The sequence below is a fragment of the Terasakiella pusilla DSM 6293 genome (assembly GCF_000688235.1).
Classification (GTDB): Bacteria; Pseudomonadota; Alphaproteobacteria; order Rhodospirillales; family Terasakiellaceae; genus Terasakiella; species Terasakiella pusilla.
Window position 1 is genome coordinate 1 of the sequence record NZ_JHYO01000047.1, and the last position, 12,778, is coordinate 12,778.

Genomic DNA, 12,778 nt, shown 5'->3' on the forward strand with positions numbered 1-12,778 from the left:
AACACCAGCCTTTCGCCAACGAACAAACCTATTGTAACAGGTCGTATATGAACCGTAGCGTTCAGGCACATCTGCCCAAGGAGACCCTGTGCGAAACCGCCAGAGAATGCCGTTCAAAACACGGCGGTCATCTACACGTGGAACGCCTCGGCTTTTTTGAGGCAAAAGCGGTTCAATGATCGACCATTCATAGTCTGTAAGCTCAAAACGGCGGCGGCTCATAATTCCCTCCAAATCTTTTGGAAGGTTGAATCATATTCAAGCTGATACAGGAAGGAATTTTATGAGTTTACGGCCTAATCTAGATAGCGCAGGAAACGCACGCTGTCATCCTTGATGGCTTGCTTTTTTTCTTCTGTCATACGCTCATAGCTTTTGTAGATCATGCCAAGGCGGTGATTGTTTGATAGTTGGTCGCGGTTGCGGTCTAGGAAATCCCAATAGAGGTAATTGAACGGGCAGGCTTTTGGCCCATTTTTTTTGCGCACATCAAAGCTACATCTGTCGCAATAGTTGGACATTTTCTGGATATAAGCTCCGCTGGAGGCATAGGGTTTGCTGGCGAGCAAGCCGCCATCCGCAAATAGCGCCATACCGGTGACGTTGGGCATTTCCACCCATTCAAAGGCATCGGCATAGACAATTAAAAACCATTCATTCACCTGTTTAGGGTCAATGCCTGACAGAAGGGCGAAGTTCCCCAACACCATGAGCCGCTGGATATGGTGGGCATAGGCATGCTGGCGGGTATCGTGCACACATTGGCGCAGGCAGTTCATCATCGTTTGGCCCGTCCAGTAAAAGGCGGGCAGGTTGCGCGTGGCGTTAAATGTGTTTTCATCGGCGTAGTCGGGCATTTTTAGCCAGTAAATCCCGCGCACAAATTCGCGCCAACCCAAGATTTGCCGGATGAAACCTTCCACGCAGTTTAAAGGTGCGCGGTTGTTATGATAGGCCTGTTCCGCCGCTTTGATACATTCCAGCGGCTCGAGTAAACCGATGTTAAGGTAAAAACTGATGTGGGAATGAAACATCCACGGCTGGCCTTGCACCATCGCATCTTGATACGTGCCAAAGGTGGGTAGATTGTGCTGGATAAAATGATCTAGGGCCGCATGCGCGCCTGTGCGGTCCACGGCATACTGAAATCCGTCTAGCGTGCCGAAATGATCGGAGAAACGGTTTTCCACCAAGTTCAGCACCTCTTGTGTGATCTCGTCAGGCGGGACGTGAAAAGGTGCAGGGTAAGCTTGCTGGTCTGACGGTTTTTCGCGGTTGTCGTGGTCATAGTTCCATTTACCGCCCGTGGGGCTGCCTTTGTCCATCAAGATTGCGTGTTTCTTGCGCATGTCGCGGTAAAAATATTCCATGCGCAACTGTTTGCGCCCCGATGCCCAGTGTGCGAACTCATCCAATGTGGCAAGAAAACGGGTGTCGGCGCGGACCTCTACCGGAACGCCTAGATCCTCTTGCCACGTCTGGATGGTCTGCTGGACCCGCCATTCTCCTGCTTCTGTAAGGATGATTTTATCAGGGCTGTAGCGTGCAACTGCGTCTGCCAGTTCGTTGGTGAAGCTGCCTTTACTGTCTGGGTCATCCAGCTTGCGGTAATGAACCGTAAACCCTTCTGCGCGCAGGTCTTGTGCAAAGTGGCGCATGGCGGAAAAGATCAGGGCGATCTTTTTCGGGTGGTGTTTGACATACGTGGCTTCTTCCACGACCTCACAGAGGAAAAGGATGTCTTGTCCGGGCTGTGCTCCGTCAAGGCTGCTGATGGATCGGCTGAGTTGATCCCCCAAAATCATAATCAGATTTGCCACGGTGCCTCACATTTTGCCTTTGTCTAAAAAAGAAAGCGAAAAGCCCTACCCTAGGCTTTTCGCTTTACGATTTCGACCCAGTGAGGGGGGGAGGGATGGTGGGTAAAGTCGTCGAAATCGTTGTTCTGTTGTCTTTACGCCCCTTGGGACCGGTTGGATCATCCCTTTTTTATTTTTTTAAAATTTCCTGCATAAAGGCGATAAAGGTGGGGTGGGCGGCATGGGCGATGTTGAGGCGCATAAAGCTGTCCGTGCTGTCTTTATCGAGGGAGAAAACGGAACCGGGGGCAAGGAAGATGCTTTGTTCGTTGGCGCGCTGGACCAATTGAGCTTCATCGATACCGTCGGGCAATTGCACCCAGCAATAATAGCCCCCCGTGGGCTGGTGAACCTTTTGAAAATCAAGCCCGTCCAGCACGTTTAAAACGTCGTTTCGGGCCTTATCGATGCGTTTTTTCAGGCGGCGCAGGTGCCTGACATAATGGCCTTTATACATCAGATTATAAATCAGCCGTTCGCCATATTCGGACGAACTGACCATGGTGATCATTTTTAGATCACACAGCGCCGCCACCAGATCGGGGCGGGCTGCCAGATAGCCCACGCGTAAATTTGCCGACAGAGTTTTGGAATAGGTGCCGATGTAAATCACCCGTTCCAGCTGGTCCAAAGTGGCGATGCGGGGCAGGGATTGGGTCATCACATCGGCAAACGGATCATCTTCCACCACATACATGTCGTGTTGTTCTGCGATGCTGAGGACTTTATGGGCGGTGGCGATGGTGATGGTGCTGCCGGTTGGGTTCTGCGCCAAGGATTGGGTGAAGAACATCTTGGGTTTCAGGCGCGTTGCTTTGTCCGCGAGGTCATCAAGGTCCGGCCCGTCTTCGGTCCGGCGCACCCCGATCATGTTGATATTTTCCAGCTTTAATTTACCAAACAGCGGATAATATCCCGGCTCATCCACAAGGACCGTATCCCCCGGTAACAAAAGGTGGCGGATCACCAGATCAAGCGCATGGTTGGCGCCATTGGTCATTAAAATCTGATCGGGTGTGGCGGTGATTGATCGTTCTGCCAAGGTCAGGGAAATCAGTTCGCGCAACGGACGATACCCCATGGGAGAGCCGTAGCCGTCTTTCAGGTTGGTATCCTTCAGGGATTTGGGATTACGAAAGAAGGCCCCGACTTCTGATCCTTCCACCCAGTCAAACGGCAACCGTCCGTCCCCGACACGGATATCATGATCCTGTTTGAGTTGATGGCGCAAGAGGGACACGATGCTGAGGGCTTCTGCCTGTTTGGGGGCGGCGCGATGGGCTGTGCTGGAGCGATTGATATTGACGTAAAAGCCGGAACCTTGTTTGGACGTCAGATAGCCTTGCCCGACCAAGCGGTCATACACCTCCGCCATGGTATTTTTAGACACACTGTTGTTGCTTGCGGCTTCGCGGATGGAAGGTAGGCGGATGCCGGGTTTTAGGGTGCCTTGTTCAATCATTTTGGCTGTCTTATCGACCAGTGTGGTGACCAGGTTTTTGGCTTTGGCATATCGGGGCATGTCAATCCTCAAAGTGTACCTATAAATTTAGTGGTACAGTGTTTGATTTTTAATAAATTATTGTACCTTGTTTAGGATGGTACTAATAACGAATACTGATTTTGGAAAAAGACAAACGTAAGAATTACACAGAACTTTCGGCAATTCCACCTTTTAAACGAAAAGACACGCAAAAGAATTGTCTGTAATTGTCCTGTAAATGTCTAAAATATTTTTAACAGTGGAGCTATCTATGAAACAAGTTAACCGCAGAAATGTCTTGAAAGCGGCTGCCGTTGGGATCGGCGCGAGTGCTGCAATTCTGACATCCGGTAAGGCGGCAAAAGCTGCTGATAAAGTCACATGGCGCATGCAGGCCCTGTGGGGCGGCGGGACGACACCGCAGCAGTTTGAAGAAAAATTTGTTAAACGCGTGGCAGAACTGACAGACGGCAAGTTTGAAATCAAACTGTTTGCCGAAGGTCAATTGGTGCCGAACGCGCAAGCTTTTGACGCCGTGCGCGGTGGCGCGTTTGAAATGATGAAGACATTTGATGGCTACGCTGCAGGTAAAATTCCGACATTCGGCTTTACCTCTACCGTGCCCTTTGGTTTCCCTGAGTCTGATCAGTTTGAAGCATGGTTCTATGAACTTGGCGGGATTGATCTGGCACGTCAGGCTTATGCGCCTGCAGGTTTGACCTATATCGCCCCGACCATTTATGGCGAAGAGCCGATGCATTCTAAGGTGAAGATCAACAGCCTTGAAGACTTTAAAGGTAAAAAAGGCCGCTTCGTTGGTCTGGCCAGTAAAGTGATGGGTGATCTGGGCGTAAACGTCTCTCCACTGCCGACAAGCGAAGTGTATTCTGCGCTGGATAAAGGCCTGATTGATCTGGCAGACCGTGGCGATATCAAAGCCAACTTTGAACAGGGTCTGGCAGAAGTTGCGAAATATATTCTGCTGCCGGGTGTGCATCAGCCGACAACCGCAACCAGCTATGTGGCCAATACAATGGCTTACAACAAACTGCCGGATAGCTTTAAATATGCGTTGGAAGTTGCCGCGCGTGAAATTTCGTCCTCCTTGCGTCAAAACATTTTGGTGGCGAATGCGGAATATCTCAAGAAGTTTCAGGATGCAGGCGTTGAAGTGCTGACCCTTGATCCGGCAGAGATTGCAAAAGGCCGTAAGCTCGCTGTTGCGTCGTGGGAAAAAGCCACCAATGGCGATGCGCTTGCCAAGAAAGTGATGGATAGTCAGGTCGACTTTATGCGTCAGCTTGGTTTGCTCGCTTAAACACTTTCCCGGACGGTCCGGCTGCCTGATGTGAAAGGTGCCGGACCGTTTTTCCTATCCGGATGAAATCTCATGCAAAACATCCCCCTTTTGATTACGTCGTTGAACCGCTTTTTGTTCAACACGGCAAAATGGCTGATCTATTTGATCGTCCCGATTATGTTGATCGAGGTCGTGAGCCGTTACGTCTTCGGCGCCTCCACCGTTTGGTCCCTTGAACTGGCAAGCCTGCTGTTTGGCCCTTACTTTTTGCTGGGCGGGCCGTACCTGCTGCATATGGGTGGGCATGTGGCGGTCGATATCCTGAAAGAACGCGTGCGTGGCCCCTTTGCCAAAGTACTGGAGTTTGCGGGCCTCTGTCTGGGGTTGGTCTTTGCGGGTCTTTTGGCTTATTACGCCGCACCGCTGGCTTATAACTCCTTCATGATGCAGGAAACCTCCTTTTCCTCATGGAATCCGGTTGTCTGGCCGTTCAAACTCTTTCTCCCCCTTGCCGGTGGTTTGATGTTTTTACAAGTTTTGGCGGAAATCATGTTTCTGTTGAATGGGCAGCATCCGGCGAAAACGGAAGGTGCGTCATGACGTCTTCTGTCGTTTTATTTTTGATGTTTGCCGCGCTTGTGGGCACCATGTTGACAGGGGCCCCGCTGGCTTTTGTGCTGGGTGGGGTTGCGTTTCTGTTTACCGTTTCCTTGTGGGGAATGGACGCGCTGGTGATCTCGGTGCTGCAAACCTTTGAGACCATGTCGTCGGAAAGCTTACTGGCGATCCCGCTTTATGTGTTGATGGCAAGTATCCTGCAAAAATCCGGCATTATTGAAGACCTCTATAATGCGATGGAAAAATGGTTCTCCAACGTGGTGGGCGGGCTTGCGATCGGGACAGTGATTATCTGTACCATCATGGCGGCGATGACGGGGATTGTCGGCGCGGCTGTGGCGGCAATGGGGATTTTGTCCCTGCCATCCATGTTAAAGCGCAATTATGACGAACGTCTGGCCCTTGGCACCATCTGTGCGGGCGGGACATTGGGGATTTTGATCCCGCCGTCGATTGTGACCATTGTGTATGCGATTTCTGCCAAAATCTCGATTGGGCAAATGTTTATTGCGGGGATTGTGCCGGGGATTATTCTGGCGTCGCTTTACAGTGTCTATATCTGGGTGCGGGCGATGTTGAACCCGTCGTTGGCCCCAAAACCGGATATGGTTGACGAACAGTTTACGCTGGACCAAAAGCTTGCTTCCCTAAAATCCCTGATCCTGCCGTTTATGATTATCTTTGGTGTGCTTGGCTCCATCTACATGGGGATCGCCACACCGACGGAAGCCGCAGCCGTTGGTGTGCTGGGTGCGTTGTTATCTTCGGCGGTGCTCGGGCGTTTAAACTTCCGCGATATTTCCGATGCGGGCAATGACACCCTTAAAGTCACCGCCATGATCCTGTGGATCACCATTGGGGCGAAGACTTTTGTGTCGGTCTTTAACGCAACGGGTGGGGCAGATAGTGTCATCCAGTTTGTCCAAGGACTTGAAATGTCGCGCTATGCGGTGTTGGGCATCTTGTTGCTGGTGCTGATCTTCCTTGGTCTGTTTTTGGACGAGATCGGGATTATTCTGCTGTGCGTCCCAGTGTTTTTGCCGATCGTGATTGCCCTTGATTTTGACCCGCTGTGGTTTGGGGTGCTGTTTATGATTACGGCGCAGATGGCCTATATCACGCCGCCCTTTGGCTACACCTTATTTTATCTCAAGAGTGTGCTGCCTGCCCACATCAGCATCGCCCAGGTCTATCGCGGGGTGATCCCCTTCTTCCTTCTGCAAGTGTTTGCCTTGCTCCTGTTTATCCTATTTCCCGATGTGGTCACGTGGCTGCCGGAATTCATGATTGAAAAATGAAAGTGAGAAAAAATATGTCTTCTTCTTCGAGAATTTCAGGGTTTCATAAATTATCCATTCCTGAACGTTTGCAAAAAGTGGCTGAAAACAGCCCGGCAAGCCTCGACACCTTGAAGGTGTTTGAAGAGTTCGGCAACCTTCCGGCAGAAACCGCAGATCGCATGATCGAAAACGTGATCGGCAGCCTGTCCATTCCGGTGGGCGTGGCAACCAACATGGTGATTGACGGCAAAGACGTGCTGATCCCCATGGCAACCGAGGAATCTTCGGTGGTTGCGGCTGTCTGTAACGCGGCGCGTCAATGTCGTGACAGCGGCGGGTTTATCACCTCGACCACAGGCTCGTTGATGATCGCGCAAATTCAGCTGACCAACGTGGCGGATTGCGCCAATGCGCGCCTGAAAATTCTGGAACGGATCGAGGAAATTCGCACCATCTGTAACGATGCGGATCCGCTGTTGATCAAGTTGGGCGGTGGCTTCTATGATGTTGATGTGCGGATGGTCAAAGCCAAAAATGAGACCATGCTGGTTACCCACATTATCGTGGATACCCGCGATGCGATGGGGGCCAACACGGTCAACACCATGGCAGAAAAACTCGCCCCTGTGTTGGCGGGTTGGACGGGCGGTAAGCCTTACCTGCGGATCCTGTCCAACCTTGCCGATCGTCGTTTGGCCCGCGCCCGCGCCGTCTGGACACCCGAAGCCATCGGTGGCACAGACGTTCGTGACGGCATGATGCAGGCTTATTACTTTGCCGAAGCTGACCCCTACCGCGCGGCAACCCACAACAAAGGGATCATGAACGGTGTCTCCGCCGTTGTGCTGGCAACGGGCAACGATACCCGCGCGGTTGAATCCGGTGCCCATGCTTATGCGGCACACTCCGGTCGCTACACCAGCTTGACGACGTGGGAAGTGGATGCAGACGGCAACCTGTGCGGTTCCATCGAAATCCCGATGCCGGTTGGCCTTGTCGGTGGGGCCACCAAAATCCACCCTGTCGCCAAAGCCTCCCTTGAGATCTTGGGCGTTCAAACCGCAGAAGATTTGGCAAAAGCCATTGCCGCCGTTGGCCTTGCCCAAAACTTCGCTGCCATGCGCGCACTGGCAACCGATGGTATCCAAAAAGGCCACATGGGCCTGCACGCCAAAAACATCGCCGTCATGGCAGGCGCTGTGGGTGACGAAATCGACACCATCGCCAAAACCCTCGTCCAACTCGGCACCGTGCGCGTTGATGTTGCCGAACAAGAACTGGCAAAACTCCGCACGAGCTAAGAGCGTTTGTTAAAGACGAAAAAGCCCTCCTTCACCTTTTGTGTGAAGGGGGGCTTTTTCTTTTCTTGCTTGGCTTCGCGTCTAGTTGTGACGGATGCCGTTGAGGAAGGTTTCTACTTCTTGGGACATGGCGTGGGAGCGTTGTTTTAGGTCTTCCATGCCTTGGGTGAGGGTGGTGGAGGCTTCGTTGACATTTTCCACTTCGCCGGCGACCTCGCTGACGGCTTGTTCCACCTGAATGGTACTGTTAGAGGCGTTTTGGGCGCCGCGGGCGATTTCGCTGGTGGCGGCGGCCTGTTCTTCCACAGCGGAGGCAATGCCCGTCGTGATCTGATCGACTTGATCAATGACGGTTTTAATCCCCTGAATGGCCTGTACGGATTTGCGCGTGGCGTCCTGCATGTCAGTAACTTGCTGGAAAATCTCGCTGGTGGCTTTGGCAGTCTGGTTGGCGAGGTTTTTCACTTCGCTTGCCACAACTGCAAAGCCTTTACCTGCTTCACCGGCGCGCGCGGCCTCGATGGTGGCGTTGAGGGCCAGCATGTTGGTTTGATCCGCAATCTCGTTAATCAGGTTGACCACCTGCCCAATGCGTTCGGCGGAACTGGACAGATCGCCTACGGTTGCGTTGGTTTGTTCCACCTGATTGGAGGCATCTTTGGCGGTATTGGCAACTTCTGCAACCCGTGACGAAATTTCTACGATGGAGGCGGAGAGTTCTTCTGCTGACGCGGCAACGGTCTGTACGTTTCTGTTGGCATCCTGAATGGAATGGACGACCAAGGACATCTTGTCGCGGCTGGCTTGGGAATTGTCAGACATGACAGCGGCAGAACCAGAGGCTTCCTGAATACCGTTGGAGACTTCGGTTGCGATGGAATTGACGGAGCGTTCAAAGTCATCGGCAAGCGCAATACGACTGTCGTGACGTTCTTGCGAGGCTTTGATCTCCATCTCATGGGCTTGCTTTTGCAGGGCGATATTTTCCTGCAGGCGTTCCTGGAAGTGATGGAGCGCCTTTGCCATGCTGCCGATTTCGTCCTGTTTATCCTGATGCTGGATTTCGATGTCGGTTTGGCCGTCTGCCATGGTCCCCATGGTGGTTGCCAGTTGCGTGATCGGCTTGGCGACGCTGGACCCCATGAAGTAATAGACAAGGGTGGCGACAACAACGCAGAGCAGGGAGATCATAAGCAAAATGTTTTGCACCTGACTGGATTGGGCAAAAACGTCGTCATGTTTGGCATGGATGGCAAGGGTCCAGTTTTCCTTAGTGCCGAAGTTGACAGGGACCGCAACGCTGATCATCTCTGTGCCATCAATCAGGGTTTCATTGTGGAAAAAACCGTCTTTTATAACATGGTCAAAGATGGTTTTTTCCAGGTCGCCCTTGATCGGTGTGCCGGGCATTTTTTTGTCCGGGTGAGCCACCCATTGCCCGTCATGACTGATGAGGTAAGCAAATCCGTTTTTGTAAGGTTTGATCTTGGACACAATTTCCCCGATTTTGTCGAGGGAGGTATCGACGGTCACGATCCCGATGGCATTATTGTTTTTATCATGGATGGGAACGGATACGGTGGTCATCAAAACATCTACGCCTTCAACCGGATAGAGGTAGGGCGGGGTGACAACTTCGCGGTTTTCTTTGATCGGGCGGAGGTACCATTCATCAATACCGGCTTCAGGGCTCATGTCCAATGCTTCAAAGGCAACACCGTCTTTGGTGTTGTAAAAATAGGGGACATAGCGGCCTGTGGCATCGGCATATTTGTTGCCGATCAGGCTTTGGTCATTGCCGTTAAACTTGTTGGGCTCCCAAGCGGCTGTGCAGCCCACGTATTGTGGGTTGGCCGCAACTACACCTATGGTCATCTGCGCAATATTTTCCGGTGTGTAATCACCGGAGGCCTGCACGCCTTCAAGGGAGGCGGTGAGGGTTTGTGCCGTTATGACGGCTGCGCCCAGTTCTTTTTCAATATTTTCGGCATATTGGTTAGCAAGGGCTTCAAGAGACTCTTTACTCGATTGTTCGGCAAGTGACAGCATATTCTTGCTTGCAAACAGGGTAATCATCGCGCAGGCCGCGATGACAATGACGACGCCCGAAACGACAATGCGCCCTTTTATGGTTTTGTTTAAGATCATGTGATGCCCTTGTTTAAATGTATAAACAGATTTGTGCCGATCAAAAAAATAATGACAGGTTTTGACGGTCCTCTCATGGAAAAGGTCATGAGTCTCAAAAGGTTCACATAAAAAGTTGGGTATGGGAATAATAAATAGCCAATTGAGTGATGTGGACCCTCTATAGGGTGTTTATGGAAGTTCTATTCCCTTCATGGTGTTGATTTTCCGCCCGTTTTAATTTTTTACATGCAAGCAAAGCGCACAAAAACCGCATATCCCTACAGATTGATTTTTTGCCCGCGACGATTCTCCCACGTTGTATGTCTAGAATGCAAAAACCCCACCAGTGTGAACTGATGGGGTTTTCTTGATCGGGTGAACTTCTTGGCTGTTCCACACGGTTGCTACACAGTGGTGGCTGAACCGAGGCAGGAAGACAAGGAGTTCTGCAGTATTCCTTAAGAGGAATAATACATTTTGTATATTTTTTACCTCTGTAAGTGATTGTTTTATATAGATTACGTTAGCAAAAACGTGTCTATTTTGGCTCCAGCGTTAGAGTGGCTAGCTTCTTACCATCTTCGGCATTCTCAAGATTTTGTATCGCTGCCATTGCCAATTCTACTCGGCGAGGAAGGTACTTTTCAAGAATTTGCGTCGTAGTATCGATGGTGTGTCCAGACACGGATGCGATCTGAGGGATTGTGCAGCCAGCTTGTCCCAAACGAACAACCGCAGTGCGGCGAAGGTCGCGTGGTTGTAAATCACGAATACCAGCCATGGCGCAGATTTGAACAAACGCCTTGCGGAAAATGCTGTAAGACATTTGACGATTTTTATTGGATACGATTGTCTCACTAGTACGCTTGTCGCGGGCGGTTTCCAATGCTTTCTTTAAATCCCGGTGTGCGGGTAGACCAACAAGTGTTTTGGTTTTTTGCTGACGAACCAAGATGATGTTATCGTCGGTATATTGGTCCCATTTGGACTTTAAAACATCGATAGGGCGTTGAGCGGTGTAGAGGAGCATGTCGAAGGCCAAAATCAACGCATCGGATTTCTCATGCTTCTTAGCTGCCTTCTTCCACGAATCAATATCTTCCGGCAACCAGATTTGGGTACGAGTACCCATCTCTGCCAAACGGAGGTTTGATGCAAGGTTGTGAGATGCGCATCCGCGATACATGGCTTCGTTGAATAAATTGCGTAGAACTGCTGAACAATGTTTGCGTTGAGAGTCTTTGGGGTAGCTTTCTACAAAATCAATTACATCAGCACGGCTGATTTCGTCGAAAGGCATCTCTCCACCGAGTTCCAGAATATCCTTCAAGAACCGATTGTAATACTTGAGTGTCCCCTTTGCGAGTGCTTTGTAATCAGCACTGTTCTTGTATTTCGAAATAACCCAGCCAAGTGTGTCTTCTGCCCATGCTAGATTAATTTCTACCTTTTGGTCTGCTGCATTATTCAGTCGGATAGCCATGTTGGCCCGGTCAAGAGGATCGTCAGGGAGGCGAACGATCTTGTGTTTGGGGCGCTGCCAATAAAACCGCAGCGCCCCAGACTTGTTTTTTCGTGTTGTGATATATGGAATGTTTTCGCCCATGATTAGCTGCCTTTCCGTTTCTTGATGTTCTCACGGAACTTGCTTGCTGGTGTTTTGGGTTATTGTCTCACAGCCTGTAAGCCATCGACAATTGCAAGTCCTGAAATGCTATCCAGAAACGCGTCCAACTTTTTTCGGTCATATAAGTTGCGTCGAACGCCGTTGAACTTTAGCGGTTCAGGAAGGCGACCGTCATTGACGAGCTTACGGAACGATTTTTGATCCAGATTCATATAGAACGCAGCGGCTTCTTCATTCAGCATGCGTGGGGTGATGCCGGTAGGGAGTACAGTATCCATGGCAACTCCTTCTTTGTTGTTTATTCCTGTATCGCTTCTACCTGACACTTCGAAGACCTGTCGATTTATGGTTTTTCTTGATATTTTATGCCGTTTTGAAGTTCCGCACGTCATATTCGAAGCATAGAATTTTGGCGTTGAAGTATATGAAAATTGGATGTTTGAGTATTACTTCACGATTTACCTTTGACTCCGAGGTCGTTTCTTCCATCGCGTTTTTTGGTACGCCTTTTCGATAGCATCGATAATATCCGGGTCTTTGTTGTCAAGCGCCGTCAGAAGCTGTTGAAGCACATCTTCAACACATTGTAAGGAATCGCCGCAGTTAATGCTTTGGTGATCTTGGATGCGGATGATTTGTGATGAATACCGGAGTGTCAGGAAAAAACATGCGCCATCCATCCACCACCATTTCCGCAATGGTCGATCAACTTCTTTGTGGAAACGTATTCGCTTGACCGTGGCTTGTTGTCCATTTTGTTCGGCAACGATGCCATCAATTTGTTCTAGAAGTGAGGTACGGAATAATTCCTTCGGATCGTTCCTGCGTTTGGTTGTAAGCTGTTTTTTCTTGTTAGGCCCTAGACTCATAAATTTTTTATCCAAATGCGAACTGATGCCAGTTTAACAGCAGCGAGGAAATTCTCAGGGTTCTTATCATAACGTGTGGCAATGCCTCTGAATTGCTTGAGTTTGTTGAAGAAGCGCTCAACCAAGTTTCTGTAGCGGTAAAGGAATTTGCTAAAGGCAAAAGACTTTCGTCGATTGCTTTTAGGTGGGATATTTGCCCATGCTTTTTTATTTTCAGCCAATTGCCGAATAGCATCGCTGTCGTAGGCTTTATCGGCCAAAAGAATTGTGCCTTCCCGCATAGCTTCCAACATTGCTAGGGCAGGTTGACT

12 protein-coding genes are annotated in these 12,778 nt (G+C 50.3%); 4 read left to right on the forward strand and 8 right to left on the reverse strand.

The genetic code is table 11. The features are described 5' to 3' along the window. From Q397_RS24860 to Q397_RS0119180, 3 genes are all read right to left on the reverse strand, one after another. Nucleotides 1-222, reverse strand: a 222-nt coding sequence (locus Q397_RS24860; RefSeq protein ID WP_156950802.1) for a transposase, incomplete at its 3' end; no start/stop codon positions are given. Nucleotides 223-296: 74 nt separating this feature from the next. Next, nucleotides 297-1,820: a cryptochrome/photolyase family protein gene (locus Q397_RS0119175; RefSeq protein WP_028880778.1), complete on the reverse strand. Its 1,524-nt coding sequence runs from the start codon at nt 1,818-1,820 to the stop codon at nt 297-299. A gap of 169 nt (nt 1,821-1,989) precedes the next feature. After that, nucleotides 1,990-3,381, reverse strand: a complete 1,392-nt coding sequence (locus tag Q397_RS0119180; RefSeq protein ID WP_038014892.1) for an aminotransferase-like domain-containing protein — start codon at nt 3,379-3,381, stop codon at nt 1,990-1,992. A 232-nt stretch (nt 3,382-3,613) separates the two neighbouring features. On the opposite strand from Q397_RS0119180, the gene dctP reads away from it, so the two are divergent. The 4 genes from dctP (at nt 3,614) to Q397_RS0119200 (ending at nt 7,841) form a co-directional block, all read left to right on the forward strand. Further along, entirely contained in the window at nt 3,614-4,660 is a 1,047-nt protein-coding gene (gene dctP / locus Q397_RS0119185) for a TRAP transporter substrate-binding protein DctP (RefSeq protein ID WP_028880780.1), read from the forward strand. 72 nt (nt 4,661-4,732) lie between these two features. After that, nucleotides 4,733-5,242: a TRAP transporter small permease subunit gene (locus Q397_RS0119190; RefSeq protein WP_028880781.1), complete on the forward strand. Its 510-nt coding sequence runs from the start codon at nt 4,733-4,735 to the stop codon at nt 5,240-5,242. After that, a complete protein-coding gene (locus Q397_RS0119195) occupies nt 5,239-6,558 on the forward strand; it encodes a TRAP transporter large permease (RefSeq protein ID WP_028880782.1) in 1,320 nt (439 codons plus the stop codon). Before Q397_RS0119190 ends, Q397_RS0119195 begins: the two co-directional genes overlap by 4 nt. A 14-nt stretch (nt 6,559-6,572) precedes the next feature. Beyond that, nucleotides 6,573-7,841 carry a hydroxymethylglutaryl-CoA reductase, degradative gene (locus Q397_RS0119200; RefSeq protein ID WP_038014895.1) on the forward strand — a complete coding sequence of 423 codons (1,269 nt, stop codon included), beginning with the start codon at nt 6,573-6,575 and terminating at the stop codon, nt 7,839-7,841. An 81-nt stretch (nt 7,842-7,922) separates the two neighbouring features. Here Q397_RS0119200 and Q397_RS0119205 read toward each other — a convergent pair whose 3' ends face one another. The 5 genes from Q397_RS0119205 to Q397_RS0119225 all read right to left on the reverse strand — a co-directional run. Beyond that, nucleotides 7,923-9,989: a methyl-accepting chemotaxis protein gene (locus Q397_RS0119205; RefSeq protein ID WP_028880784.1), complete on the reverse strand. Its 2,067-nt coding sequence runs from the start codon at nt 9,987-9,989 to the stop codon at nt 7,923-7,925. 520 nt (nt 9,990-10,509) lie between these two features. Next, the gene (locus Q397_RS0119210; protein ID WP_028880785.1) at nt 10,510-11,577 is read right to left on the reverse strand and encodes a tyrosine-type recombinase/integrase; all 1,068 of its coding nucleotides are present in this window, start codon (nt 11,575-11,577) and stop codon (nt 10,510-10,512) included. A gap of 59 nt (nt 11,578-11,636) precedes the next feature. Continuing rightward, entirely contained in the window at nt 11,637-11,876 is a 240-nt protein-coding gene (locus Q397_RS23460; RefSeq protein ID WP_038014899.1) for a hypothetical protein, read from the reverse strand. Between the two features lie 180 nt (nt 11,877-12,056). After that, entirely contained in the window at nt 12,057-12,482 is a 426-nt protein-coding gene (locus Q397_RS0119220; RefSeq protein WP_205618868.1) for a hypothetical protein, read from the reverse strand. Then, nucleotides 12,464-12,778, reverse strand: a 315-nt coding sequence (locus Q397_RS0119225) for an IS5/IS1182 family transposase (protein WP_028877890.1), incomplete at its 5' end; no start/stop codon positions are given. The genes Q397_RS0119225 and Q397_RS0119220, both read right to left, overlap by 19 nt.